Annotated in this window: 30 protein-coding genes; 4 read left to right on the top strand and 26 right to left on the bottom strand. The window is 41.1% G+C overall.

What is annotated here, in order from left to right; genetic code table 11:
* Window position 1: 1 nt before the first annotated feature.
* From AC1MCB_RS19630 to recJ, 3 genes are read right to left on the bottom strand one after another with little or no spacing between them, the layout of a single operon-like run.
* Entirely contained in the window at window positions 2–1,516 is a 1,515-nt protein-coding gene (locus AC1MCB_RS19630; protein WP_479966421.1) for a GH3 auxin-responsive promoter family protein, read from the bottom strand.
* Between the two features lie 13 nt (window positions 1,517–1,529).
* Window positions 1,530–2,270: an LPS export ABC transporter ATP-binding protein gene (gene lptB, locus AC1MCB_RS19635; RefSeq protein ID WP_479966422.1), complete on the bottom strand. Its 741-nt coding sequence runs from the start codon at window positions 2,268–2,270 to the stop codon at window positions 1,530–1,532.
* A 49-nt stretch (window positions 2,271–2,319) separates the two neighbouring features.
* Window positions 2,320–4,032 carry a single-stranded-DNA-specific exonuclease RecJ gene (gene recJ / locus AC1MCB_RS19640; RefSeq protein WP_479966423.1) on the bottom strand — a complete coding sequence of 571 codons (1,713 nt, stop codon included), beginning with the start codon at window positions 4,030–4,032 and terminating at the stop codon, window positions 2,320–2,322.
* A 142-nt stretch (window positions 4,033–4,174) separates the two neighbouring features.
* Between recJ and AC1MCB_RS19645 the strand changes: the two genes are divergently transcribed.
* Window positions 4,175–4,888 carry an MBL fold metallo-hydrolase gene (locus AC1MCB_RS19645; RefSeq protein WP_479968764.1) on the top strand — a complete coding sequence of 238 codons (714 nt, stop codon included), beginning with the start codon at window positions 4,175–4,177 and terminating at the stop codon, window positions 4,886–4,888.
* Here AC1MCB_RS19645 and AC1MCB_RS19650 read toward each other — a convergent pair.
* From AC1MCB_RS19650 to AC1MCB_RS19700, 11 genes are all read right to left on the bottom strand, one after another.
* Window positions 4,869–5,279 (bottom strand): response regulator, encoded by a 411-nt coding sequence (locus AC1MCB_RS19650; RefSeq protein ID WP_479966424.1) that lies wholly within the window; start codon window positions 5,277–5,279, stop codon window positions 4,869–4,871. The genes AC1MCB_RS19645 and AC1MCB_RS19650 overlap by 20 nt on opposite strands.
* Window positions 5,280–5,403: 124 nt before the next feature.
* Window positions 5,404–5,985, bottom strand: a complete 582-nt coding sequence (locus AC1MCB_RS19655; RefSeq protein WP_479966425.1) for a YceI family protein — start codon at window positions 5,983–5,985, stop codon at window positions 5,404–5,406.
* A 74-nt stretch (window positions 5,986–6,059) separates the two neighbouring features.
* The gene (locus AC1MCB_RS19660) at window positions 6,060–8,306 is read right to left on the bottom strand and encodes an ABC transporter substrate-binding protein (protein WP_479966426.1); all 2,247 of its coding nucleotides are present in this window, start codon (window positions 8,304–8,306) and stop codon (window positions 6,060–6,062) included.
* Between the two features lie 85 nt (window positions 8,307–8,391).
* Window positions 8,392–8,820, bottom strand: coding sequence for a DUF4440 domain-containing protein (locus AC1MCB_RS19665; protein ID WP_479966427.1), 429 nt, complete (start codon window positions 8,818–8,820; stop codon window positions 8,392–8,394).
* A gap of 67 nt (window positions 8,821–8,887) precedes the next feature.
* The gene (gcvP, locus tag AC1MCB_RS19670; protein ID WP_479966428.1) at window positions 8,888–11,773 is read right to left on the bottom strand and encodes an aminomethyl-transferring glycine dehydrogenase; all 2,886 of its coding nucleotides are present in this window, start codon (window positions 11,771–11,773) and stop codon (window positions 8,888–8,890) included.
* Between the two features lie 127 nt (window positions 11,774–11,900).
* On the bottom strand, window positions 11,901–12,950 hold the full coding sequence (selD, locus tag AC1MCB_RS19675) for a selenide, water dikinase SelD (RefSeq protein ID WP_479966429.1): 1,050 nt from the start codon (window positions 12,948–12,950) through the stop codon (window positions 11,901–11,903).
* 31 nt (window positions 12,951–12,981) lie between these two features.
* A complete protein-coding gene (gene mnmH / locus AC1MCB_RS19680) occupies window positions 12,982–14,037 on the bottom strand; it encodes a tRNA 2-selenouridine(34) synthase MnmH (protein ID WP_479966430.1) in 1,056 nt (351 codons plus the stop codon).
* Window positions 14,038–14,086: 49 nt separating this feature from the next.
* The gene (locus AC1MCB_RS19685) at window positions 14,087–14,821 is read right to left on the bottom strand and encodes a pyridoxine 5'-phosphate synthase (protein WP_479966431.1); all 735 of its coding nucleotides are present in this window, start codon (window positions 14,819–14,821) and stop codon (window positions 14,087–14,089) included.
* 93 nt (window positions 14,822–14,914) lie between these two features.
* A complete protein-coding gene (locus AC1MCB_RS19690; RefSeq protein WP_479966432.1) occupies window positions 14,915–15,277 on the bottom strand; it encodes a DUF6370 family protein in 363 nt (120 codons plus the stop codon).
* Window positions 15,278–15,354: 77 nt separating this feature from the next.
* Window positions 15,355–16,671, bottom strand: a complete 1,317-nt coding sequence (gene ahcY / locus AC1MCB_RS19695; protein WP_479966433.1) for an adenosylhomocysteinase — start codon at window positions 16,669–16,671, stop codon at window positions 15,355–15,357.
* A gap of 188 nt (window positions 16,672–16,859) precedes the next feature.
* Window positions 16,860–17,330, bottom strand: coding sequence for a hypothetical protein (locus AC1MCB_RS19700; protein ID WP_479966434.1), 471 nt, complete (start codon window positions 17,328–17,330; stop codon window positions 16,860–16,862).
* Between AC1MCB_RS19700 and AC1MCB_RS19705 the strand changes: the two genes are divergently transcribed.
* On the top strand, window positions 17,323–17,580 hold the full coding sequence (locus AC1MCB_RS19705) for a hypothetical protein (protein WP_479966435.1): 258 nt from the start codon (window positions 17,323–17,325) through the stop codon (window positions 17,578–17,580). The two genes, AC1MCB_RS19700 and AC1MCB_RS19705, sit on opposite strands and share 8 nt — an antisense overlap.
* Before the next feature lie 272 nt (window positions 17,581–17,852).
* The gene (locus AC1MCB_RS19710) at window positions 17,853–18,512 is read left to right on the top strand and encodes a DUF4145 domain-containing protein (RefSeq protein ID WP_479966436.1); all 660 of its coding nucleotides are present in this window, start codon (window positions 17,853–17,855) and stop codon (window positions 18,510–18,512) included.
* A gap of 44 nt (window positions 18,513–18,556) precedes the next feature.
* Here AC1MCB_RS19710 and AC1MCB_RS19715 read toward each other — a convergent pair whose 3' ends face one another.
* A complete protein-coding gene (locus AC1MCB_RS19715) occupies window positions 18,557–18,853 on the bottom strand; it encodes a helix-turn-helix domain-containing protein (RefSeq protein ID WP_479966437.1) in 297 nt (98 codons plus the stop codon).
* 37 nt (window positions 18,854–18,890) lie between these two features.
* Complete coding sequence (locus tag AC1MCB_RS19720) at window positions 18,891–19,253, bottom strand: hypothetical protein (protein WP_479966438.1); 363 nt, start codon at window positions 19,251–19,253, stop codon at window positions 18,891–18,893.
* A 140-nt stretch (window positions 19,254–19,393) separates the two neighbouring features.
* On the opposite strand from AC1MCB_RS19720, the gene AC1MCB_RS19725 reads away from it, so the two are divergent.
* Window positions 19,394–19,600 carry a hypothetical protein gene (locus AC1MCB_RS19725; RefSeq protein WP_479966439.1) on the top strand — a complete coding sequence of 69 codons (207 nt, stop codon included), beginning with the start codon at window positions 19,394–19,396 and terminating at the stop codon, window positions 19,598–19,600.
* A 688-nt stretch (window positions 19,601–20,288) separates the two neighbouring features.
* On the opposite strand, the gene AC1MCB_RS19730 is transcribed toward AC1MCB_RS19725, so the two are convergent.
* From AC1MCB_RS19730 to AC1MCB_RS19775, 10 genes are all read right to left on the bottom strand, one after another.
* On the bottom strand, window positions 20,289–20,816 hold the full coding sequence (locus AC1MCB_RS19730) for a hypothetical protein (RefSeq protein WP_479966440.1): 528 nt from the start codon (window positions 20,814–20,816) through the stop codon (window positions 20,289–20,291).
* Between the two features lie 2 nt (window positions 20,817–20,818).
* Window positions 20,819–21,433, bottom strand: coding sequence for a hypothetical protein (locus AC1MCB_RS19735; protein WP_479966441.1), 615 nt, complete (start codon window positions 21,431–21,433; stop codon window positions 20,819–20,821).
* Between the two features lie 55 nt (window positions 21,434–21,488).
* Window positions 21,489–21,695 (bottom strand): hypothetical protein, encoded by a 207-nt coding sequence (locus tag AC1MCB_RS19740; RefSeq protein ID WP_479966442.1) that lies wholly within the window; start codon window positions 21,693–21,695, stop codon window positions 21,489–21,491.
* Window positions 21,692–22,390 (bottom strand): hypothetical protein, encoded by a 699-nt coding sequence (locus AC1MCB_RS19745; RefSeq protein ID WP_479966443.1) that lies wholly within the window; start codon window positions 22,388–22,390, stop codon window positions 21,692–21,694. The genes AC1MCB_RS19740 and AC1MCB_RS19745 overlap by 4 nt, the downstream gene beginning before the upstream one ends.
* The gene (locus tag AC1MCB_RS19750; protein ID WP_479966444.1) at window positions 22,377–22,526 is read right to left on the bottom strand and encodes a hypothetical protein; all 150 of its coding nucleotides are present in this window, start codon (window positions 22,524–22,526) and stop codon (window positions 22,377–22,379) included. The genes AC1MCB_RS19745 and AC1MCB_RS19750 overlap by 14 nt, the downstream gene beginning before the upstream one ends.
* A 21-nt stretch (window positions 22,527–22,547) precedes the next feature.
* Complete coding sequence (locus tag AC1MCB_RS19755) at window positions 22,548–23,447, bottom strand: BT4734/BF3469 family protein (protein WP_479966445.1); 900 nt, start codon at window positions 23,445–23,447, stop codon at window positions 22,548–22,550.
* A 106-nt stretch (window positions 23,448–23,553) separates the two neighbouring features.
* Window positions 23,554–24,588, bottom strand: coding sequence for an AAA family ATPase (locus AC1MCB_RS19760; protein ID WP_479966446.1), 1,035 nt, complete (start codon window positions 24,586–24,588; stop codon window positions 23,554–23,556).
* Entirely contained in the window at window positions 24,575–24,760 is a 186-nt protein-coding gene (locus AC1MCB_RS19765) for a hypothetical protein (RefSeq protein WP_479966447.1), read from the bottom strand. The genes AC1MCB_RS19760 and AC1MCB_RS19765 overlap by 14 nt, the downstream gene beginning before the upstream one ends.
* 273 nt (window positions 24,761–25,033) lie before the next feature.
* Entirely contained in the window at window positions 25,034–25,375 is a 342-nt protein-coding gene (locus tag AC1MCB_RS19770) for a helix-turn-helix domain-containing protein (protein WP_479966448.1), read from the bottom strand.
* Window positions 25,376–25,560: 185 nt separating this feature from the next.
* Window positions 25,561–26,784 (bottom strand): tyrosine-type recombinase/integrase, encoded by a 1,224-nt coding sequence (locus AC1MCB_RS19775; RefSeq protein ID WP_479966449.1) that lies wholly within the window; start codon window positions 26,782–26,784, stop codon window positions 25,561–25,563.
* Between the last annotated feature and the right edge of the window lie 74 nt (window positions 26,785–26,858).

A 26,858-nucleotide genomic window follows, 5' to 3' on the forward strand; every position in this document is an offset into this window, starting at 1 on the left:
CCTACAGTTTCATCATTTTCAGTATATCATCTAAGTAAACCCTTTCATTCGCTAGTCTGGGCACTTTGTGCTGACCTCCCAATTTGCCTCTATTCTTCATCCAATTATAGAAAGTTCTTTCAGGGGCAATATGGATCAGGGGACGACGTAAGGCAAGATCCTTGAATCGCTTAGCATCATAGTCAGAGTTTATTTCCCTCAACGTTTTATCCAACACATCAGTAAACCGATCGCTATTATCTGGTAATTTCTCAAATTCAATAATCCACTCATGCCCCCCGGCTTCATTTCCCTTAAAATATATTGGTCCTGCAGTATAGTCCCTGATTATTGCTCCGGTTTCATGACAAGCCCTGGTTAAACCTTTCTCTGCGTTATCTATGATAAGTTCCTCGCCAAATGCATTTATAAAGTGCTTTGTACGACCTGTTATCTTAATTCTAAAAGGTGATAGTGACGTAAATTTCACCGTGTCGCCAATCATGTAGCGCCATAAGCCTGCGTTGGTTGATATGATAATTGCGTAATTTTTATTAAGTTCTACATCATCCAGTCCGAGAGTTTTCGGATTCTCATCGGCAATGTTTTCCATAGGTAAAAACTCGTAGAAGATTCCGTAATCAAGCATCAACAACATCTCTTCAGAATTTGACTGATCCTGAATACCAAAGAAGCCTTCGGATGCATTGTAAGTCTCCAAATAATACATGCCGTCAGAAGGAATCAAATTCTTAAACTGTTCGCGATAAGGTGTAAAATTGACCGCTCCATGAAAATAGAGCTCCAGGTTGGGCCATACTTCCAGTAAATTCTCTTTACCTGTTATTTCTAGTACGCGCTTGGCTAAAACAATATTCCAGGTGGGAACTCCTGATAAGTTGGTAACGTTCACATCAATGGTAGCTCTTGCGGTCTTCTCAACCTTCTCTTCAAAGTTATCCATCAAGGTAATAGACATTTCCGGAGTGCGATAGAATTCAGCCCAGAAAGGAAGGTTTTTAATCAAGACTGCCGACAAATCTCCATATGATGATTCTGAGTTCAGCTGATTAATCTGGTGACTGCCGCCTAAAACAAGGCACTTACCTGTAAAAATTTTAGTGTTAGGACGGTTATTGCAATATAAGGTCAGCAGATCTTTTCCTCCTTTAAAATGACACTCCTCAAGAGCTTCCTCGCTAACTGGTATAAACTTACTGCGATCACTGGTAGTGCCGGACGATTTGGCAAACCATTTAATTTCTGAAGGCCAAAGCACATTCTGCTCGCCTTTCAACATTCGCTCGATGTATGGCTTTAACGTATCGTAATTCTGAATCGGTACTCGCTCTTTAAAGGTATTTTGACTGTAAATTGATGAAAAGCCATGTTCCTTACCCCATTCAGTGTGTTGTGCTGACGAAATAAGGCTTTGAAACCATTCTTCCTGAACATCATGCGGATACTTGACAAATAGTTCTATTTGATGCATCCGTTTCTTCATGATCCATGTAAAAATGGAGTTTACGATCGTCATTTGTTCTAAGATGTTATATTGTGATTTTCTTCTTTCGGAGTTCGAAATTCTGCCCAAGGTAGAACTTTTTAGCCATTTCATTATTGGCAATTTCCATAGGAGTGCCTGTTAACATGATTTTGCCTTCAGCTAAAAGATAGGCCCTGTCTGTTATTGATAGAGTTTCCTGTACATTATGGTCCGTTATTAAAATTCCTATGTTCCGGAGCTTCAATCTCGCGACAATAGTTTGAATTTCTTCAACAGCAATTGGATCAACCCCTGCAAAAGGCTCATCTAGCAGGATGAAACTCGGATCTGCTGCTAAAGCTCGGGCTATTTCCGTACGCCTGCGTTCACCGCCAGACAATAGATCCCCACGGTTTTTGCGAACTTTTTGCAAGCTAAATTCAGTTATTAGCTGCTCCAGATTATCTCTTTGGTCGTTCTTGCTTAACTTGGTCATTTCAAGTACAGCCTTTATATTATCTTCTACTGATAACTTTCGAAATACGGATGCCTCTTGTGCCAGATACCCAATTCCTTTTTGGGCCCGCCGGTACATTGGATCAGAGGTGATGTCTTCATTTTCTAAAAAAACATGTCCTTCATTGGGTTTTATCAAACCTACAATCATGTAAAATGAAGTTGTTTTACCGGCTCCGTTAGGTCCCAGTAAACCAACAATTTCCCCTTGAGCAACGTGGAATGAAACGTTATTTACAACAGTTCGTTGCTTATATTTTTTTACGAGGTTTTCTGCCTTTAAAATCATTTTTACAAATATAAAAAAACGTGCTTGTCAGGTTGCTAGAGCATCCTCTTCAATGATGGTATTCGCTCAGTCTCATAGACTTAATATTCAACTGCAGCGACCGTTTATTTTTGAAAACATTCTCCTCAATAGTATAGCAAACATCAAACCTGGCTCCGTTATTCAAACTGTTAATATGTTCGGCAAGGCCGAAGCCTATGCTTTCAAAAAAAGTTGAATCCAGTTGTCTGATACACATCTTCAGGTGGTTGCTCCCAACTAATGCTGCTTGTCCCTGTACAAACACGTCGCGGCTTAGAAATACAGGTGCCATGTTTTGCGGGCCAAAAGGTGCAAACTGATTTAGAATACGGAAGAACTTGGCATCAATATGCTTCAGTTTCAAGACTGCATCAATATGTATGGCTTGCACTAAAAGCTCGTCAGGAATAGACGAAGAAACAACTTTCTCAAATTTGGCTTGAAATGCAGCTAGATTCTCCGGCATCATCGTTAGACCAGCCGCATATTTATGCCCGCCAAACTGTACAAGCAGGTCACTGCATTCGCTGAGGGCTTCATAAAGATCAAAGCCAAACACCGATCGTGCTGAACCAGCTATGTGCCCGTTAGAGTGTGTAAGTACAATAGTCGGTCTGTAGTATTTTTCCGTTAGTCTGGAAGCTACAATGCCAATAACGCCTTTATGCCACGCTTCGTTATAAACTACAGTAGTTTTTTGGGAAATCAATTGCTGATCGTTGTCGATTAAAGCCAGAGCTTGTTCGGTTATTGAACTATCGTGCAATTTCCGCTCCGTGTTTTTTAAATTGATATCCTCACCCTTTGCAAAGGCTGCTTCAATCGTGTCTGCAATTAACAGGTCTACCGCGTGTTTAGCATCATCTATCCGGCCAGCGGCGTTTATGCGGGGACCAATCATGAAAACAACGTCCGTAATAGAATAGGCGTCTTTTCTTCCGGCTATATCGATCAATGCTGATAAACCTTTACAAGGCTCAGAATTTAATCGTTTTAAGCCGTGCCATGCTAGTACTCTATTTTCACCTGTAATAGGTACGATATCTGAAGCGATGCTGACCATAACAAGGTCAAGAAAACAAAGGATATCGGCAAAGGGGATATTATTTCTATGTGCGAAAGCCTGTACCAGTTTGAAACCGATTCCGCAACCTGAAAGTTCTTTGTAAGGATATGGGCAATCTGTTCTCTTTGGATCTAAAACGGCCACCGCAGCTGGTAGTGTGTCACCTGGAAGATGATGGTCACAGATAATGAAATCTATCCCTTTCAGGTTGGCATAGTCTATTTTATCAACCGATTTTATACCGCAATCTAAAGCTATGATAAGCGAAAAGTTATGATCAGCAGCGTAATCAATGCCTGCTGTCGAGATTCCGTAACCTTCTTTATATCTGTCAGGAATATAATAATCTATTTTAGAATGATATTTTTTGAGGAAACTATAAACTAAAGCAACGGAGGTTGTACCGTCAACATCGTAGTCTCCGTATATCAAGATTTTTTCAGCGGAATTTATTGCTTTTTCGATCCGAAGGATTGCCCGGTCCATATCCTTCATTAGAAAAGGATCGTGTAGTTGCAACAAGTCGGGGCGAAAAAAGTCGCGTGCCTCATTGAAGGTTTTCACACCTCGTTTAACAAGCAAAGTAGCCAAAACTTCGTCAATTTTTAATGCTGTTTGCAACTCTGCTATTGTGGCGGGATTTTCAGGTTCCCGTTCCACCCATCTTTTTTGCATATCTTTGGCTCTTCGTAGCTGGCTGGAATTATGCTCTAACACGAACCGTAAAAGTAACTAATTAAGGTAATAAACATAACAAACATTGATAGCTACCGCTCTATACGAAGGATCATATTCAGTAGATGTTTCTAAAAAGTTCATGCCCTTTGATCCGGCCATACATCATGTCAAGGATCGTCCCGCTTCTTTATTCATTTATGTTCAGCCGTTTATAGTAGAAACCAAGGATGATTTAATACTTGTAGATACAGGGCTTGGTTTCAACGACGCAGAAGGTAATTTTATCCTGCATAATAACATTCGAAAAGCAGGCTTCAATCCCGATGATGTATCATTAGTTCTAATGTCGCATCTCCATTTTGATCATTCAGGAGGGATTGTACATCACAACGGCGAAAGCGTGCAGTTAAGCTTTCCAAATGCAGAGTATGTTATTCAGCGAGGCGAGTGGGAAGCGGCTTACAGCAAACCATCAAAGTCATATAAGACAGAAATATTCGATGTGCTGCAGCGAAGCGGAAGTATACGTTTTGTAGAAGGCTCCGGGCAATTGAACAATCAGATCAGCTACGAATTAACGGGAGGACACTGTGAATATCACCAGGTTTTTTTAATAGAGGAGGATAACGAAACGATTTTTTTTGGGGCTGACATTTTACCAGAACCTGAGCAACTTCTTCGAAAGTTTATGGCCAAGTACGACTTTGATGGGCGTCGCTCAATGGAACTACGGGAGGAATATGGTAAGAAAGCGGCGGAAAGCAATTGGACTTGTCTGTTCTATCATGCTAAATCAAAAGCAATAGCTAAAGTTAGTTTTGATGGTGAGCATTTTAAGATACTGCCGGTTTAGACTCGATTATTTCAAGGAATATTTTTGATAGAAACTCAAGGGTGATAGGTTTAGAAATAAATCCCGAAACCTCCGGATATTCCTTTGCCTGCTCCAAATCGGTAATATGTACTGATGACGATAGCATATACACCTTCTTAACCGTTTCAAACCCTCTGCCACTACTACGAAGTTCATTCAACACATCCCAGCCAGTCATTTGGGGCATATTAATATCTAATAGTATCAAATCAGGCGCTGCATTCTTTTCAGGCAAATTAACGATATAGTTAAGTCCGATAACCGGATCTGTAAACATTTTTGATTCTACAGGATAGTCGCTTTTCTTAAGCAAATGGCCTAGTAAAAAGTTGTTGATGTCATCGTCGTCAATAACCAAAAGCTTAATCATTTCGAATAGTTTAAAGTATAGTTTTTATCAATTAAGTCTCATTCATTACAGGCAGAGAGACTTCCCGAGCTCTAGTTACAAAAAAAGCCTGCGATGGAATGTCGCAGGCTTTCAAATAGCTTTATTATTTCTTCGCTACCAGGTTAATTCCAAGTTCAAAATTGTCGTCAATTGCCTTATTTCCAATATCATTGAAAAAGCTTTTCGAACCGTAGCGGATGTCAAATTTTGCACGGTCAACCAATACCTTTTTGGCTACTGCGACTAAAGAGTTTCCCTCTTTTTTTACGCTGGCTGGGAACGAAATTGATTCAGTGATTCCTTTGATCGTTAGATTACCAGTTACGCTGATACGGTTGGCACCGGCTGAGGTAACTTTTGTGATCACAAATTTAGAGGTGGGATTCTTTTCAACTGAGAAAAAATCATCAGTTTTCAGATGACCTGTTAATCTCTCAGAATCCGAGGTAATAGAGGTCATATCCATAGTAAAAGAGCCTCCTTTTATAGCGTTGCCATTCAATACAACTTCGCCTGATGTAATTTTAATCTTACCGGTGTGCTCTCCGGTCACCTTACGGCCAATCCAGTCAATGGATGATAGTTCAGTGTCTACTTTAAAAGTCTCTGTTTTAATTGGATTTGTGAATGCCACAAATAAGATCGTAGCAGTACATAAAGTTAGTGTTGATAATAATTTCTTCATTTTAATGGTTTGGACTTCAAATATATCTTAAAAAAGTAAACGGGTAAACAAATAGTGAACCATTCTTCCTAATCTTATTTCTCATTACTGGCTAGTTCCGCTGGTTGATGGTGAGGGTCATAGAAATAAATAAGGAATGTCGTCCCTTTGTTCTCTGCACTTTGTACTCCGATTTTACCATCCATAGCTTCAACCTGAGATTTTATAATGTATAAGCCAAGCCCTTTACCGTCAATATTAGTATGGAACCGTTGATAAAGGCCAAACACCTTATGTCCAAATTTCGGCATATTGATTCCAATGCCGTTATCGGCGAACGACAACACAGTGAAATCTCTGTCTACACGAGTGCTAATATTAATAATTAGCTGCCTTTCAGGCGAACGGTATTTAATCGCATTAGTTAACAAGTTAAGCAGAATACTTGTTAAGTACCTTTTTGGGAAATTAATGTGTTCAACTTTAGAGAAATCTGTTTCGACAATTGCATTTGATGATTTGATTTGATTCTCAATACTTGTCATCACTTGGTTAAGCTCAATATTCAGATTTAAACTCTCTCTGACAATTTGTTCACCGGACTTACTTGAGACGATTTCAACAAGATCGTTTAGGGTGTTATCTAATTGCTTAACAGACTGCCTTATCTTAGAATTAATCTCATCCTCCAATTCGTCCGGCAGATCACCAGCGGCGTGCATTTCTGTAAGACTCTTAAGGTTAACTACCGGTGCACGTAGGTTGTGAGAGGTTATATAAGCGAATTTTTCAAGTTCACCATTCTTCTTAAGCAGCTCCTTCGTAAGTTGTTGCAGTTCAAATTCCTTTCTTTTAATTGAATCAATATCAAGGTGCAACCCGGTTATATTAGTTGGCTGACCACTCTCATCACGATTTGAAATTTTACGGAATGACAATATCCATCGCCAGTCGCCAGTGCTGGTCTTAACACGATAGCTAATTGTATTTGAAGAATTGCGGGACGCTAAAAAGTCCTGATTGACTTTTTCTACACGGGCCTTATCTTCAGGATGGATCAAAGAATCCCATTTTCGAAGATCTTTAGACGTATCGTCCCATTGGTAACCCAGCTGGTTTAATATCCAACGTTGATTTAGATGCGCTGTTTTATCGTTTAAATTCAGCTCCCATAAACCCAGCCCTGCTGCTTCAATAGCAAGCTCGAGCCTCGCGTCAACTTTTCTACGTTCCTCGTTTTCATTTAAAAGCGCATTCGTTTTAACTTTCACTTGTCGGCGAAGTTCCCAATTCAATACAATGGCTATTAGAAATAACAAACCACCAATCATGAGGGTATATGTAAGGATATCATACCACCCGTTATTCTTCTGCTCTGCTGGATTGAAAAGAAACCCCTTCAGAGTTAAATCCGCATTTGCCAGGCCAAGTTCCTGGTAGATAGAAAGCATATTCTGCCACCTTCCAGCATTCATATGACCGATCTCAACAAATTTTGGCAGAATTAATTTCTCCAATTCTCTGGCTTCATCCAACAAGTTTTGCCGGGTTATACCTCGTTCCTTAACTCCCGGCAATGTTAGGATTTCACCTGCCAATTGCTCTTTATGACTCAAAGCATATTCCCAGCCACGGCGGGTAGCCCTGTTGAAGGCTTCTACAACTTCAGGCGATTCATCAGCATATTTTTTAGACGTAAAAATGACGTCACCGTAAAAATCCACCCCATAATCTAAAGGTCTCATCACCAGGGGATCAAGACCTAACTTCCGTAACCGGCTTGGCTGTGAGGTGGCGTAGGTGACTACAGCGTCCACCTCGCCGTCAATTAACTCTTCGGAGTCCTTAAGGCGGGGTATAATTCGGGATTTATCTACGTCCAGACCTTCCTTCAACATAATGGCCTTGAATATACTCCATCCCTGGTCACCGGCAGAAAGTATTCTCTTACCAACCAGATCGCTTGGCCGCCTGATCCCGCTTTCAGGTCTGGAAAGAATGGCGTAGGGAGAGCTTTGAAGGGTGGCAAAAACCACTGTCAATGGGTTTTCTTTGGGATTTTTGAACAATACCTCAGGATCATAAATCCCGAATTCAGCCTTTCCTTCTGAAACTACATGGATAGGTGAAATATCTTTCCCTCCTTCAATGAGGTGCATGTCGATGCCTTCGTCTTTGTAGTAACCTCGCTCAAGAGCTGCATAATAGCCGGCAAATTGAAACTGATGTGTCCATTTGAGTTGCAACCTCACAGTCACTGACTGACTATAAGCGACTGTGGAAGTAGTTAACGTAAAAAGTATGATAAATACAGAGAAAAGGCTCTTAAATCTAATTAGCATGTAAAGCTGAAAGCGACAGTAAAATATTTGTCTAAAATAATATAAGTATTTGATTTTAAGATACGTATTTTCCCTGAACTGGGTTTCAGCTGAAGTGTTCAATAAAAATTAGCCACCTTTTATTCGATTTTTTCCATATTTGAGATGAAACGCCGCCCCTTAGTCTTTTCCCGTTAAGCTCAATCTTCCAGCGATAAACATAATATACGCTTTTTGATGATAACAACTCAATGTAGAGCGGCTCGTAGCTGTATGTTCCCATTTTGGAGCGGTCGGCAAAATCTTCCACATAATTGCCCAATATAGGTTGATAGCCTTTCTCTATTCCTGCTCTGTTTACCCAAAGCAAGCTGTCAGAATTATAGAAGTATGCTATTGCATCTTCAATCCGTCCGGAGTTCCAGGCCTCTACATGCCCATCAAGCGCGGCCTTCACCTGGTCGATGGATTTCGTTTGTGCAATGAGGCTTAGAGGAAAAAGGAGAATAAAGAAAACGGGGGCGAAAATTTTCATAGATCTGAGAAGATGAAAAAGCCCTGTATTATTTAAAATACAAGGCTTCATTAAATGTAATCAATTTTTAACTAACAGTCTCTTCAGCATAGCTTTCAATTGGAGGACATGAACAGATCAAAGTGCGGTCACCATGAGTATCATTCACTCGTCCGACAGATGGCCAGAATTTGTAAGCAGCAACATAAGGTAGCGGAAACGCAGCTTTCTGACGTGAATAAGAATGAGTCCAATCATTTCCCGTCACAACAGCTGAGGTATGAGGTGCATTCTTAAGCGGATTATTCGTCTTGTCAGATTCCCCGTTCTCCACTTCTGCAATTTCTCCGCGTATAGAGATCATCGCTTCACAAAAACGATCCAGCTCGTGCTTCGGCTCTGATTCAGTCGGCTCAACCATCAACGTGCCAGCAACCGGAAAGGACACTGTTGGTGCATGAAAGCCGTAATCCATTAAACGCTTCGCAATGTCAGTAACTTCTATTCCGAATGATTTGAATGAACGGCAATCAAGGATCATTTCGTGAGCACAACGGCCTTTTGATCCGGAATAAAGAACAGGGTAAGAATTCTCTAATCTTGCTTTGATGTAATTGGCATTCAAAATAGCGTATCTCGTTGCATTAGCCAAACCATCCGCACCCATCATAGCTATATAAGCATGCGAAATGATAAGGATAGACGCTGAACCCCATGGAGCTGATGAAACTGCATGAATAGATTTCTCATGATTAATATCAACTACTCCGTGTCCGGGAAGATATTTGACCAGGTGCTTGGCTACTCCAATTGGACCCATACCCGGGCCGCCGCCGCCATGAGGAATACAAAAGGTTTTGTGAAGATTCAGGTGACAAACGTCAGCGCCGATAGTTGCCGGACTGGTTAAACCTACCTGGGCATTCATATTAGCACCATCCATATAAACCTGTCCGCCATTGTCATGAATGATCTGGCAAATATCAATTATACTTTCTTCAAACACACCATGGGTAGATGGGTAGGTGACCATCAAGCATGACAGATCATCTTTGTGATTTTCTGCTTTTGCTTTAAGATCGGTTACATCGATATTTCCGCGTTCATCACATTTTACCACCACGATCTTCATCCCTGCCATCGCTGCCGACGCCGGATTCGTGCCGTGAGCAGACGAAGGGATCAGGGCTACGTTTCTATGCATATCCCCGCGATCCATGTGGTATGCCCGGATCACCATTAACCCGGCATACTCACCCTGAGCACCTGCGTTTGGTTGTAAGCTCATCGCTGCAAAGCCGGTTATTTCACTCAGCCAGTTGTTAAGCTCTGTAAATACCTGCATGTAACCGCCTATCTGGTCAGTCGGGGCGAATGGGTGCATTTTACTAAACTCAGGCCAGGTAATTGGGATCATTTCTGTAGTTGCATTCAGCTTCATCGTGCAGGAACCCAACGCGATCATCGAATGACATAACGAGAGGTCTTTCGTTTCCAGTGATTTAATATAACGAAGCATCTCGTGCTCCGAATAATGTGTATTAAAAACTGGATGTGTTAAATATTCTGAAGTTCGCTTTAACTCGGAAGGCAGTTGTGCTGATATGTCAGAACTTAAGTTTTCTAACTCCGAATCGGCTAATGTTTTGCCTTTCACTTTCGCAAATACGCGAACCAAAGTTTTAACATCATCAAGTGAGGTTGTCTCATCCAGTGAGATAGTAACCGACTGGCCTTTATAATTTAGATTAGCTTCATTATTTACTGCTTCAGCATGAATAGAACTGGCCAAATCGCCAAGTTCAAATTTTAGCGTATCAAAGAAGAACTCATTATCTTGTTTATAACCCAAATTCTCAATCGACTTAGCCAATAAAACACTTAGCCCATGAATACGTTCTGAGATTAATTTTAATCCTTTCGGGCCATGGTAAGCAGCATACATGCCAGCCATAATTGCTAAAAGGGCCTGAGCCGTGCAGATATTGGAAGTTGCTTTATCGCGTCGAATATGCTGTTCGCGAGTTTGTAAGGCCATGCGCAGCGCATAATTACCTGCGTTATCAATGGTTACGCCTATAATACGGCCGGGCATGGAACGCTTGTATTCCTCTTTTGTAGCAAAGTAAGCTGCGTGCGGACCACCAAATCCCATTGGAATTCCAAAACGCTGGGTAGTTCCAACCACTATATCGGCTCCCCATTCTCCCGGAGGCGATAACAGCGTTAAGCTCATGAGGTCGGCAACAACGGTTAGTTTAATACCTTTTTTATGGCCTAGTTGTGCAAAGTCAGTATAGTTATAGACCGCCCCATTCCCAGCCGGATATTGTACGATGGCTCCAAACATATTTTCCGTCAATTCAACGGTTTGGTGATTGCCAATTTGTAGTTGTATTCCGTAAGGCTCAGAACGGGTTCTTAAAATATCTATAGTTTGGGGAAATAGTTCTTCAGAAACGAAAAAGATGTTTGCTTGCTGATTCTTACGCATGCTATACTGCATAAACATCGCTTCAGCCGCCGCAGTACCTTCGTCCAACAGGGAGGCGTTTGCGATTTCCATCCCGGTAAGATCAATCACCATTGTTTGGAAATTCAATAATGCTTGTAAGCGGCCTTGTGCTATTTCAGCCTGGTAAGGAGTATACTGGGTATACCAACCTGGATTTTCAAAGATATTGCGCTGGATAACACCAGGAACGATCACGTCATAATAACCCTGGCCGATGTAAGATTTAAAAACTTTATTCTTAGAAGCAGTTTGCTTAAGATCATTTAAATAATCGAATTCACTTTTTGCAGCAGGAAGGTTTAGCGGATTTTTTAACCTGATTTGAGGGGGAACTGTTTGATCTATCAATTCATCTATAGAATTAACGCCAATTGTCTGAAGCATTTCAGCAGTATCCTGCTCGTTGGGAGCAATATGACGCTGCTCAAATTTTTCCTGGAAATCTATATTTAACTTCATTAAAATGAGGGGGTTTTTGATGCTGCAAAAGTAAGGTTTTTCCCTATCATTTTACAGTGGGCGTAGTGTTGGTTGCTCAATATTCTCCAGTCTTAATTTCTTTAATTTGGAATATATCTTTGCACGATTATATAACACGGATGAGATGTTCGTTTTGCTTTTCTTCAAGCCATCCAAAAGCAATAATATTTTTTTCAGGTATCCCATGGTGGTGAAGGAGGGCCTCAAAATCCTCGGTTCTATCAGAACTTACCGCAACAAGTAGCCCTCCACTAGTCTGTGGGTCAGCCAATATGTGTTTTTGATGTTCAGTTATAGGCATCACCTTATGGCCATAGCTAGCCCAATTACGGTTAGTTCCCCCGGGAACCGAACCCTGAGAAAGGTATCCATCTAAAATGTCAATCTTTGGAACCTTATCAAACTCAATTACCGCCTGTAAATTACTTCCTTCGCACATCTCTGACAAATGTCCGATCAATCCAAACCCAGTTACATCGGTCATGGCATTTACATATTCAAGTTCTCCAAATGTTTGGCCAATTTTATTGAGCATCGCCATACTTTCAGGGGCAATGAATGCATGCAGCGGTTGCAGAATTCCTTTCTTTTGCGCAGTTGTTAAAATCCCTACTCCCAAAGCTTTAGTCAGGTATAGCTTGCAACCTGCAACGGCAGTCGAATTCTTCTTTAGGTTGTTAATGTTAATAATTCCATTTACCGCTAAGCCAAAAACCGGTTCCGGACAGTCGATACTGTGCCCACCCGCTAACGTGATACCGGCTTCTGCACAAACAGCTCGGGAACCTTCCAGAACTTGTTGAGCCACTTCAGGAGAAAGCTTATCAATGGGCCATCCAAGTATCGCGATAGCCAACACAGGCTTGCCACCCATTGCATAAACATCACTGATCGCATTGGCTGAGGCAATACGCCCGAAGTCGTAAGGATCATCCACTATTGGCATAAAAAAGTCGGTAGTAGAGATCAGTGCAGTACCATTTCCTATATCATAAACTGCAGCATCATCCCGCGTATCATTTCCGACCAATAATTTCGGATCATGTTTATTGATAATAGTACTATGTAATATTTTATCCAGTATTGCAGGGCTTATTTTGCAGCCACATCCAGCGCCATGAGAATATTGTGTCAATTTTATTGATTCGGTAGTCATATTTATCTTGTGAAGGATGATTTATTGGCAATTAACGAAAAGCGAAATATGCAGGTGAGAGTTGTAATGAATTTAAATAAGATAGAATGATAACCGCGTTACTATTAGGATCTGTATTCACACAATCGATAGGGTAAATACTTCCAGGATTGCGCTTGCTTTGTCCGCCGGTATAGGTCTTATCGTAGTAAGCTAAAACCTGCCTTACGAAGTCGGACATTCGATTTTGTTGTATAGCTATTATCGCGTCCCGAGTTTGTTCAGGACCCAGGCGTTTTCCAATTCGTTGGGTAGATTCGATAAGAAATTCAGGATCTAAGCAACCATATTCCTCCGTCAGGAAATGAACTCGCTCAAGTAGCGGAACAACCATTTTTATTACTGGTGACTGGCGCATCTGGTGCCAAATTCCATTCGGAATGAATCGTTTACCAATGGTGAGGCTTTCGTCCTCCAGCCATACAGGAACTGTATTGTCAAGTGAATCAAGTTCTATAGCCAGTAGGTTTTCAAAGTATTCCTGGCTGGGTTGTAACTCCTTGCCCATAGACCCATAGGTTGAACCCTGGTGATTGGCCAATGCCTCCAGGTCAATGACTTGCTGACCTTTCATCTTAAGTTCTTTAAGAACACGGGTCTTTCCGGAGCCAGTCATGCCGCCAAGGATTAAAATGTTATATTGTTCATTAAACTTGTTAAGGACCCAATTCCGGAAGGCTTTATAACCACCTTCCAGCAAATAGACCTTAAATCCATAAAGATTCAGCGCCCAGGCCATGGCGCCGCTTCGCATACCACCGCGCCAGCAATGCACAGCAATTTTCTTATCCGGTGCAATTTCCAGAGCTCTTTGAATGAAACCCGACCATTTCGGACCAGTTAGATCAAAACCCAGTAGAATAGCATCCTCCCTGCCTTGTTGCTTGTAGGTAGTACCTACTTTAACGCGTTCCTCGTTTGAGAAAATAGGGAGGTTAAAAGCTTGGGGTATATGAGCATGATTAAATTCAAGAGGCGTGCGGACATCAACGACTGGGGTCGTTTTAGCAATATTTAGAAAGTCATTGATGTGAAGACTGGTGATCATAGATCTTTGATAGCTTATGTCTTGCCCACAAAGTTAGCAAAGTAATGGGCTATGCAATGCTCTCCAAGGGAGTTAGCTTTCTCAAATAAATTTGAATAGTATTTTCCAATCCATAATAGAGAGCATCACAAATTAACGCATGACCGATGCTTACCTCTAGTAAACCAGGAACGTTCTGTGCAAAGTATTGAAGGTTTTGAATGTCCAGATCATGACCAGCATTTAACCCTAAACCTAATTCGCCCGCGATTCTTCCGGCTTCTGTATATGGCTGAATTGCCCTTTCTTTATCCTGATGGTATCCCACGGCATAAGCCTCCGTGTAAAGCTCGATTCGGTCGGTACCGGTTGTTGCTGCGGCCTCAATCATTTCCTTCACCGGATCAACAAATATCGATACGCGGATCCCGGCGTTTTTAAATTCAGTAATAATCTCTTTGAGATAAGATTGATGCTTAACAGTATCCCAGCCGTGGTTGCTTGTCAACTGACCTTCTGCATCAGGTACCAGAGTAACCTGCGCCGGTTTATTAGCTAGTACCAGGTCTACGAATTTCTGTTCTGTGCAATTCCCTTCAATGTTGAATTCAGTACTGATTACCTTCTTCAGGTCAAATACATCCTGGTAACGGATATGTCGTTCATCGGGACGTGGATGAACCGTTATTCCCTGCGCGCCAAATCGCTCGGCATCTAAGGCTACTTTGACAAGGTCGGGATTATTGCCACCCCGGGAATTCCGGAGGGTAGCTATTTTATTGATGTTAACGGAGAGTTTGGTCATAGTTTATGTGGATCGATCAGCTTAAGATTCTTGAAGTCGAATGTTTTGGGCATATTTTCTTCGTCAAGATGACAAGGAACAGGATATGATCGTTTATAATTTGCTTTTTTGCAAAACTTTCTCTTCTGCCAGCAACTTAAACGAAGTTGCTTTAAAACGATTATCCACTACCTGTCCGGAAACTAGAGCTTTTCTTATTTTCTGACAAAATCCATCTTTCGCATGCGCATCACCATGATCATCGATTTCGGTTCCATCAACAAAATAAGCTTTACCGTCTATCCTAACTGCAAGGTCGCAGCTTTTACCTTCCATATTAAACCGGCACTGCCCGCAGGAAGCTTCCACAGCCCGGTTTGAAAGAACTTGTCCGCTTTTCTTTATCGCGGGCTTTTGCTGAGCCGAGCTAATAGCCGCGCTGAATAGTAATGTAAAAAGTACGAGGTATAGTTTCATAGTCTTGATTTAAGAGCTAACAAAAAAAGCCGATCAATAAAGATCGGCTTTTAATAACTATTGAACAATATCAAATACTAATAGCGATAAGTTTCAGGCTTGAACGGGCCGTCTACAGTTACACCGATATATTCTGCCTGGTACTGCTCTAAAACGTCCAGTTCTACACCGATCTTGGCCAAGTGCAAACGGGCAACCTTTTCGTCAAGATGTTTCGGTAACGTATATACTTTGTTCTCGTATTTTCCGGTGTTGGTCCAAAGCTCTAGCTGAGCCAGGGTCTGGTTAGTAAATGAGTTAGACATTACAAAGGATGGATGACCTGTAGCACAGCCTAAGTTTACCAGGCGACCTTCAGCTAAAACGATTACGTCTTTACCATCAATGGTATACTTATCAACCTGAGGTTTGATCTCCACTTTTGTATTGCCGTAGTTTTCATTTAACCAGGCCATGTCAATTTCGTTATCGAAGTGACCAATATTACAAACGATAGCCTTGTCTTTCAAAGCTTTGAAATGCTCGGCACGAACAATGTCACAGTTACCGGTAGCAGTAACCACTATATCAGCTTCTTTGATAGCAGTGTTCAACTGTTTAACTTCGAAACCTTCCATCGCCGCCTGTAGAGCACAGATTGGATCAATTTCAGTAACGATAACACGAACACCTGCATTACGCAAAGAATCTGCAGATCCTTTACCCACGTCTCCATAACCACAAACCACGCCTACTTTACCGGCCATCATCACGTCAGTTGCACGACGAATTGCGTCTACCAAAGACTCTCGGCAACCGTATTTATTATCAAACTTTGATTTGGTAACCGAATCATTTACGTTGATCGCCGGAATGTGTAATGTTCCGTTCTTCATACGCTCATGTAAGCGGTGAACTCCAGTAGTAGTTTCTTCCGAAAGACCTTTAATCTCAGCGATCAGCTCAGGGAATTTATCAAAGACCATATTGGTTAGATCACCACCATCGTCAAGGATCATATTTAATGGCTTGCGCTCAGGTCCGAAATGAAGTGTTTGCTCAATACACCAGTCAAAATCTTCCTCGTTCAAACCTTTCCAGGCGTAAACAGAGATACCGGCAGCAGCGATGGCAGCAGCAGCATGATCCTGTGTTGAAAAGATGTTACATGATGACCAGGTAACTTCAGCACCCAGCTCAACAAGTGTTTCTATAAGTACTGCAGTCTGGATGGTCATGTGTAAACATCCGGCGATACGTGCACCCTTTAATGGTTTTGATGGCCCGAATTCTTCGCGAAGGGACATTAAACCCGGCATTTCAGCTTCCGCCAGTCCGATCTCTTTGCGACCCCATTCGGCCAATGTTATGTCCTTAACTTTGTAAGGAACGTAAGTTGTCTCTACTGATGACATAGTTGTTTTGTTTAATGAATTGATTTTCAATCGGTTATCGGATTATAAAAACATAATGTACAAATAATGTACAAAGGTTCTTGAAATCCCTCTGCAAATCTACTACTATTTATAAAAAAATATGTTTGATGGAAGTAACAAAAAGCCGTTCAATAAACGGGCTTAATGGTGCTTGTCAAACTCTGTCTTTATTCAAATGCTCTCAATACATTATGCAACGCCTTGTTTAACCTGGCATCCATCCCTAAAGTACTACCAGTGATAACTGTGCGCCCTTTTGCTTCTACCGATTCAGCATAGTCCATTCCGGCAACAATAACAACGGCCCAACCTTCTGGGTTCTCAGCTGCAATAGATTTAGCCCGGGATCTTCCTAACTCAATTCCGGTTGCTCTGTCCGAGCCTTGATTAGATTCTTGAAAGTCCTCATGTATTGTCTGGCCATCATAGAGCAAGATGTAACCAATTGAGCTTCGGAGGTTGCCGGTATCATCATTGAACCCGCCTTGTGCTGCTGTCTTTAACCTGGCATCGGTGATAATTTCAAGCGCAAGCTGTTCAACCTCATTGCCAATAACCCGAACGATTCGGTCTAAAAACGCATCAATTTCCTTTTGAAGATCTGCTTCTGTGAAATCTGGTGTTAAGGTTATGTTCATTTTCAAAAATAGCTTCGATCCAACCTACTGTTTGTCTTATGGTGTTGCTTTAAAGCTTCGGAAAGGTAAAAGCAGTTTTAAAATTCACGTGTTGATTCTGGTTATATTTGCTGAATGGAGAATATTAACTATCTATTATCGCTTGGAGGAGGATCTGCTGGGGTTCCTGGAAGACTTCATTATTCATATGAACTATGGGAAGTCGCCGTTCCTAACGATGGAGAAAAAGACACACATAGCTATTGTCTAAAATTGGGTAACGGGAATGACCTCCCGAAACCTGTGCTAGTTTATCGTTTCAATGGCAGCGAGATATATCCAGACACAGATACTGAAGCTCTGCAGATATATGATAGTGGAGTTATCAGATTTGTTCTGCAGTCAGAAGGGCTGAAGTTCGAGGAAAACTTAAAGGAGGAATATCCAAATCACACTATCAAGTCTATTGAGGCACTGATAACATATATTTAAATAACAGACTCAATTACTATTGTTTATTATTGTCCGGACGAAACCTATAAAATGGAATATTTTAAGATAAGTAACTTTCAACCTGGTAGTGGATTGATCGTCTCGTGTGATTGTCCGCATTGCGGTAAAGCCGGAACATTTGATAGATTAATCAACGAGGATGTTTCTGGTAATGATCACATCTTCGGTCAAAGAAGATGCCCGAACCAAGAATGCTTGGGCCATATATTTTTTATTATGCCGAAAGATATTGATAACAAGTCTCTGAAAATTTATCCGTCCCCTAAAATTAGGTTTTCAAGTAGTGGCATTCCGGCGAGTATATTGAAGGCCTTCGATGAAGCAATTTCCTGCCATGCCGCTGGCTGTTACGTTGCTGCTGCTATTATGCTAAGAAAAACCTTAGAGGAAATATGTCACAAAGAGAATGCAACCGGGGCAAATCTTTTTCAAAGATTAGAGAAGCTGGCATCTATAATTGTTATTCCAAAAGAGCTTATTGAGGCAATGAATGAATTGCGACTACTTGGGAACGATGCTGCTCATTTAGAGGCAAAGACATATGAAGAAATTGGCCGGGAGGAGATTGAAATTTCGATAGAGTTTACTACTGAGATTCTGAAAGCTGTCTACCAGTATCAAGGTCTACTAGGCAAACTAAGGGGTCTAAAAATGAAGATGTCCCAGGCTGAAGAAAACACCAACTCTTAATTTCTTATTACGAATCAAGGTAACAGATAGCACGAAGAGCCGTTTTATTTTAATACCTGAATCGTTTTACCTCTTCTACCGGCTTCCATCCAGGCCGTCAAGTCATTGATGTGGAAATACAGCTTGCGGCCTCGCTTAATGGTGGGGATGGACTTATTGAATGCAAGTATCCTGACCGCGTTTGGTGTTTTCTTGATGAATGCTGCCGCTCCATCTGTATCCAAGTAAGGGCTAACATCTGCGACTTTAGCGGGTTTATCTAGCAGGTCCATTAGTAGAGCGACCTGCTTCTTTAATTGTGCTACCTCTTTTGGAAGATCATCGTAACTTATTTGGTTCATTTTGAAATTGTATTATACTTTAAATTTAGATCAAAAATTAACATGGCGATGCTGAAGGTGAAAATACAGCAACTTGCCTGATCTCTTTCACAATTTTATTGACGTATTGATTAGACTTTGGATCGTATACAATTCTATCGGTCTTATATTCGATGTACTGCATTGTAATTTCAGACCGGTTGTATTCCTGACGATCTTTGGGCCAGTCGCCTGATGCTTTAAACAGGCTTGAACTTTGCCTGAATGCTTCAAACCCGTTCCACTCAGAGGTTTTCTCATTATATGGATTGACTGCCATTACCCATCCGCCTTTGACTTGAAATGACGAAAAATCGTTTCTTTCATCCACTTTAAGGGCCCGAGTAATCCCAAAATACTGAGGAAGTCTTTTAGCCTGCATACAACCACTGTGTTGGCAGCTTACGTTTTCTTTACCTTTTAATAAACACATATTTTTTTCCTTTCTTTCTTAAATTCAAATGTAAAACAATTATTGCACATGCACAACAATTGTTTTACATTTTATTTATATCTTTGGTAATGAACGTGAAAGAATATTTACTTAAACAGGAGGCTGTCTCTTTGGCGTATGTAGCTAAGAAGATGTGGCCAACAAACAAGAGCGCGAATACGTATCTGGCCACAAAACTTAAAGGGCAGAACCCTCGAAGGCAATGGACCGCTGCTGATGAAGCGCTTGCAAAAAGAGTTCTGAATGAACTTGGGATTGAATTACAGCAATTGTGATAATTCGCATTAAAAGCCGGTTAACGCCCGGCTTTTTACATTTCAAGCGTCTTGACCTACTTAAATATGTCAGCATGGCCATGGATTAGGCCCGCCCGCGTTATGACACGTAAAAAATCTTCAAGGTGATGAATATTGAAAGCAAAATATGTCAACATTTGTCAACATTCACAGTGAATCTTACCCCTTTTTATGGACTCCGAAAAGTCCTGTATTATGTCAACATTTGTCAACAATAGCAGCGCTATCCAAGCGCGTAATGACTCGACTAAAATCTTCAGCATTCAATAATGTTAAGTTTTGCTAAAGTGTTGCCACCGCTTAAGATAACAGCAACATGCCCACCCGTGTATTGATGGAAGAAAAATCTTCAGCGTGCACGTAATGACACCCGAAAAACCTTCTACGCCCGCGTATTGACAGCGGAAAAATCTTTGGAAGCTCCCAAACCGCTTTTGTGCTGCGGAAAATCGCTGTTTCTCTATATCGGGTTTTGTCGGGTTTTCTAAGGTTTTCAAAAAAAAAATGTATTAGGTTTTATAAGGTTTTCACCAGGTTAATAGATGAGGTTTTATGAGGTAGTAAGCTGAGTTTTCTAAATTATCACATGAGTTTTATGTCAGGTTTTGTCAGGTTCTCAGCTACATAAAAAATATAGGGGCCGGTTCAATCCTGCCCCTGTATTATGTTAATATCGAAATAGTTTACCGTCGCTATTCCTTCGACAAAGCCGGTGAAAGCCGTCTAAAGTGTCTGTAAAGGGAAGTTCAGGTAAAAGTACCGAGTTATCTTCCTGAACCTTGAAAGTGCCAACTTCTAAAGGCCCCTGGACTTGTACTAAACCCTCGAAGCTGGCGGCAATATTGCCTACACCTCCAACCGATTTAACAACTAGAGCAGTATTGTTTGGCGCCCCTGACACTTCGATAATTAGGCCGATGTTAGAACCAGAGCCCACTCTAATATTTGAATTCTTTATTTGAGCGGCTATTCCCTCGTTCAACCCGATCGTCATACCTGATGATCCTGGTATCTCAACTTCTAATCCTTTAGGGTTTATCACAACTTGCCGATAACCGCCCTCTCCATCTTCCGAACGGGATTGGATAAATCCTGAACCATCGGTATTTATTAAGCCTGACCCATTGATTAGGAACCCTGCAATTTTGCCCTCATTGGCCTGTATCATTCCTGATATTTTTGCGCCTGTTGCCATAACTAGTTTATGTGTTTACGGTTATTAATATTGATTTGTACAAAATCTGAGGTAGGACTTACCACCGGATCAATGGTGGAGGCATAAAAGATACTTGCTTTCAGTAGAGCTTCTAAGGATCTACCAGGCCCGATATATTTACAGATGAAATCCTTAACGCAGTTTATCGTATCGGCTGTTACATTGTCTGCCCTTACAGTGTTTACATCCATACCCGCGATATTGTACCCAATGCCTGAACCTTTCTCGGGATAGTTTAAATTCTCGGTTCCGTCAATGGACCGGCTCCAAACAAATAATTTACCGGCATCATCTAAACCGGTTAAAAATAAGACTGTACGGCTCGTTTCCGCGCCCTCAATAACATAGCTTGTATTAAACGATCTAACCTGTCGAAGAATCTCAGCGACCGGTAATAAGCGAATATTATCTAACACCTGGCAAAAAATATTGTCCATTTCCACGACCGTTCCGCCGTGAAAATATAACGAATCCTTAACCTTATGGAACTTCACCGCATCGTCATTCACAAAGGAGAGATCACTGACCCGGCTGGTTCTCTTATCCGCAGCTATGCAAACAGAATTGTGATCATATAACAAAATTATTAAACTCATTTTTCTTTAGATTAATAAGCCAGGGAAGAGTTAACCGCCCCGGCTTCTTTAAATGTTACTGCTTCCTAGCCTGCTCAGCTGCTCGATCGGCTATAAACTCCTTCATCGCATCTGAAACCTCTTCTGGCTTCGGCTTTTCAGGTCCTGCTTTTAGCTTCTCGTTTTCCACTTTTAGGGCCTCATTCTGGCTACTTAAGTGATCGATAATTTTTTTTGATGCTTCCATCGACTCTTGCACTTGTTTTAAAAAAATTTCATTCATGATAATATAGATTTAAGGTGAACTGAATTAGGCAGATATTGGCCAGTTATGGCATCTTTTGTTAAAAACCTTGGGAAACTTCCCATTGCTTGCAGATCTATATTCAATCCTCGCACGTTAATCATTTCCGCCATTTGATTGTAGGAATCGGCAACCTGAAGTATAAGATTGTAAAACTGAATGTCATTCAGATCGGTCAAATATTCGTTAAACTCTTCAGCGAGTTTGTCAATTGCCTTCGGGTCAAAATGAACACATCCGTTTTTGAAGGGTAGGCCATCAGGCTTTATCAAATGATTTGGAAAACGTTTCGCGTTGGATGAAATGTCCCTGGATTGCTTATATATGAAAATTACTTCGCTCCAAGCTGTCTTGGTGTCCTCAACGGCATCTTGGTAGTACTCAATAAAATGCCGTTTAACAGCTTTGTTCTGGCCTGCGATAAACTTTTCAATCTCCTTTTCCAGTCGCCCCCAATTGTTAACCATGAGTGCTAAAAACCATTCTTGGGTAAAAGCAGATTTACTGTCTAAAATTTCATCATAAGTTTCATTGAAATGATCTCGAAAAACTTTTGTGGCTTCGTGCATCCGGCCTATAAATTCCAGATATAGATCATGCTCCACCCGGCCATGATAAGTTAAAATTCTGTCAGCTGCTACAGCTGCGGTGTCAGTGTTCTTAGTTGGTTCCATTTAGTAAAGTTTCAATGTTTAGTATTTTCGTTGCCGCATCGTCTCCCGTAGCAAGCACTGCTTGCACTGCTGCAATTGTCGCTTTTGCGGTTTCCAGCTGATCAATAGCTGTCGTAATAATTAAGTGTTTGTTCATGTTTATTTATTTTAAGGGGTTTTAACTTGTTAGCTTACCATAGCCTAAGGCGTATAATTTGCGCGCTGCTTCTCTCTGGTCACCGTTGCAAACTAAGTTCACGTAGACAGCCCAATGATTAAACGCCCTGGGCTTTTTCATTTGCAGGCCTGTAGCTGGATCTGTTGACCAGACAAAAAACAATCTCTTGTCGGTGCAATAATTGCCGCTGATACCTGATTTCTTTTCAGGTCTCGTGTAACGATTGTTGGTTCCCTTCTTACCGGCCGGCTTCCATCCGGATCCAATTAGAATGCTTTCAACTTCACCATTAAGATTAAAGTCGTCGGCTACACTTACAGAAGTACTTGTTTTTGCCTTTTGCCCGCTATAGGTCTTTTTAGTCGTTCTGGGCTCTTCATATACAAACGCGAACGTTTCAGCGGCTTCGTTTAAATAAGCGCCTGCATCATAGCTGTAGCCTCTAAGACTAGCCACATTTGAGGGGGCTGTGTCTATTTCAATTTTATAGAATTTAAAATACCGCTGCATAGCTTCCACATGCTTCCGATGTTGGAGCGGTTGACTAATCTTAAACAGGCCCCATAAACCCAGCCCTGAAACCGATATTCCGCAATAAAACGTGTAGGGCATTTTACAAACGATTTCTTTGAATTGGGGAATCTGATCAGGGGTAAGCTTATCTATATCAAACTGTACAAATCCGCTATGATTAATTAGACACGCTTCATTGCGGCGGGTGAATGTGCCGCTTGGGGTAATGGCGGGCAGTTTTGCTTTCAATATATCCCTTTTCGACTTATCCGGCTCAGATCTGATCTTATCGACGCTGGTTTTATAGCTATCATCCTGAAGCCAATCCAGAATATTTATACCGGTGGGGGTAACGCTTAAATAATGTTCAAATCTTGAGACGTTCATATTATTCTTCTTTTTGAACTGAACTGGAATGGGTATGTCAGTTGCCCCATGTCAGTTCAGTTAAACTGGACTGGAATACCCCCCTTATTTATAAGGGGTATCCATGTCAGTTCCGTTGGTTGATTAAGTATTTAGCTGATTTAGTTCCTCTGGTTCCGGTCACCTTGATATATCCGAACTGCTCCCAATGCTGGATCCATTCATCAACCTTGTTCACTCCGAATACGTCTCTTTGTATCCATCTTTTAATATTGGCATGAGCGGCAATCCTTAATTGACTTCTAAGCATTTCCGGATTAACCTCAAAAGTGTCTCGAACTAGGTCGGTATGAACTGAGGGATCTACTTCATACGGCTGTTGAATGCGCTTGCTTTCGTTATGAGAAATTTTGCTAGGTGCCCAGTCATCAATTAAGAAAGGGATACCGTTGTCATCTCGCTGCAATGCGAATGCTTCAAACGGCTTTCCCCTGGTAAATTCCGGTTCAGCGACGATTTGACTAGCATCATTCTGGGATACTTTTACAACCGTCTCAGCCTTGTTAATTAGTTCGGATCCTAAATGTCCTCGAGCATGCTCATTGCCCTTGTTCTGGTGAAGGATTGTAAGTATGTGACAATTATGAACATCTGCCCACATCATCAAATTGGTAGCGGTAAGGGTTGCCTCTTCTGGACTATTAATATCATAAACCAAATCTCTTATCCCGTCAATGACAATAAGATCATGGCTGCCAGCGTCTATAATTGCTTCGATGATCTCAATTCGCTTTGTAGGGGCATGAATTTTTAAATCGTAGTAAGAAAGGTTTTCGGACTGTTTTAAGCCGGCAATAGATAAGATCCAATGTTGAGTGCGACTTCCATAGTATAAACCTTGCTCGGTATCTATCCAAAGAACTGAAATACCCTGCTTTATTGCTTGAGCTATGATCCATGCGGCAACGGTAGTTTTTCCCGCCTTAGCCTTTGCAATCAATAAGCTGATGCTCTTTTTTGTCAGCATCGGTATTCCCTGAACTTCGAAAACTACTTCAGGTGCAGGAATGTCTATGCCTTGTGGAATAAGGTGCATAGCTGCCAACGCGGCCATGTCCTCGGCTGCCTTTATTCCCAATAATTCGAAATCAGGTAGTGACATGCATTCCGCCTTTCTGTAATAGCTCATTTAAAAGAGCCGCTAGATCCTCGTTTGAGTTCCACATTTTAGCGGGCATGATCAGGGTGCAAAGTTCCTTACCCTCAAAATACATTGTAACTAATGCCTGGTCCGCTAAATAGGGTATAGCTGATAAGTGTAATTTTTTAGTCATTCGGATTAGCCTCCTCCGCAGCATTAGCAAAAAAATAATGATAGACACGTTTGCCGGTAGTTTCGCAAGGCTTGATGCAGGCTATTGTTAGCAGTTTACGGTCATAGGTAAGCTTAGATAAAGCTCTACAGAGGCAGGAAATTTCGATTTCTGTATAATTACTTATCTGTCTGCGAGATAGAGCTTGATTAGCAGAATTTAAGGCCTTGAAAATAAGTCGGGATTCTTTATCTTTGCCAGTGCGAGCTGATAAAGATTCTTTAGAGGGAGTTTTCATTTATTGAAAGCTCCTTTCTTTTTTAGGTAAACGCTCGGGTTTATGTCTTCCAGTTCTGATACTGTCCGACGCCCTTTTTCCATCCACTCAATCAGATCACTTTCTAAAAAGTACAGAGAATTACCCCTTTTGATTGAAGGAATCTGCTTTCTATTGACTATCTGCCTTAAAGCCTGCGAACTCTTCTTAATTCGCGCTGCTGCCTCTTCAGTTGGCAAATAATCATTTGTGGCTTTTACCTGGTTGAGATTTAATCCTGATAATAATCCGGACACTGCATCAGCGATTATTTCGCTTAATTCTGTTTTGGAAACAGACAAAAATACTTGCTCGTTCATGGGCTTTTTTTTTGTTGTTCCTGTTAAGGGTTGCACGAAAGTAAAGAAGCTCTAGCGGACTATTTAATTGCCGGGATTGCGTTAACGTTTAAGAAATGAATATCACTAAAACACAGAAAAGGACACCCGTTTAGGCATCCTTTTTTAATTGGCATTCTAAGTATAACTATTTTAACTTTATGTGCTTATGCTTTTTTTAAGAGCTTACTCTGAAATTCAGCAACTTTATCTGTTTTATACTTATCCAAATAGTTTTGAGTTGTCGCCAAATCCCCGTGCCCTAATTGTTGACTAATGTATGACAGAGGCACGTCCGCATCTCTTAGTATAGTTGCGAAAGAGTGACGGGCGTAGTAAGTACTTATATCATTATTGATATTTAGCTTTTCAGCTATTGACTTAATACCTGTATTGATTGCGGTAATCGTTGATTTAACTTTTTTGTGTTCACTTTCAGCATCTGAGCACTTCTGCAGAACATTAAAGACATAACCACTTTTATTAAGTGTCCTAGTGCTATGTCTATCAATAATAGCTTGTAGATCTTCGTCAATCAGAACAGTTATTTTTTTATCCGGCTGCTTTGAGCTTGTCTTTTGACGTATGAAAGAAAATTCACTGCCGGTGATATTGGACCATCGGAGCTTGAAAATATCGTACATATTCATTCCATTGGCCAGATAGCTAAACATAAACATGTCTTTGGCAAAGCTTTCGTTAATATTATCGGTTTGATAATTATACAGGAGCATTATTTCTGCCTGGCTTAAAGGCCGCTTTGAATTGTTAGACTTGGGAATCTGGTATTTGCCCTTCTCAGACTTCCCGAAAGGATTACTTTCTTTGTTTAGTTCCGAAGCGTTGACAATCGCTTTGACGCGAACCAGGTACATCCCTATTGTCGTGACGCTATACTCTTCTTTCAATGCCCATTTCTGGAAGTCTTTAAGCAGGTCCGGTGTCAATAGTTTTAATGGGAGCTTCTCCGAATCCTGTTTTTTGCTTTTCAGATATTTCTTTAAAAGTTCTGCAGCTTGATTGTATAGATTCGCGCTTCCAAACTTTTCGTCGAGACGAAAACTATCTGACTTTTCTTTTAACAGACTGAAAAGATCTGACTTATCTCCCAGGTTGAAGAATTTCTTTTCAAACGTATCGAAGCTAAAAAACTCAGAACCCTTAATAATATCTTCAGCTTTTTTTTCTAAGGCAATCAATGCGGCTCTGGTTGCCTTTTGCTCCTTGGTTGTGTGCGTGCCATTCATCACCTTCAGGAACTCACTTTTACACATTGAAAAATCAGTTCCATAGAACTTTGTCTTTAATTCATGGATCACCCTAATGCGAACCGGATATAATCCAGAAACCAAAGGTCGACGGACATCAAAGTAAATTTTTGCAGTTGCCATGCTTAAAGATACTGTTAATTTATCCATGTACAAATTATGTACAAATATATTTGTATCTCTATGAAATGGTGTGG

This window comes from Daejeonella sp. AP26 (assembly GCF_056680515.1).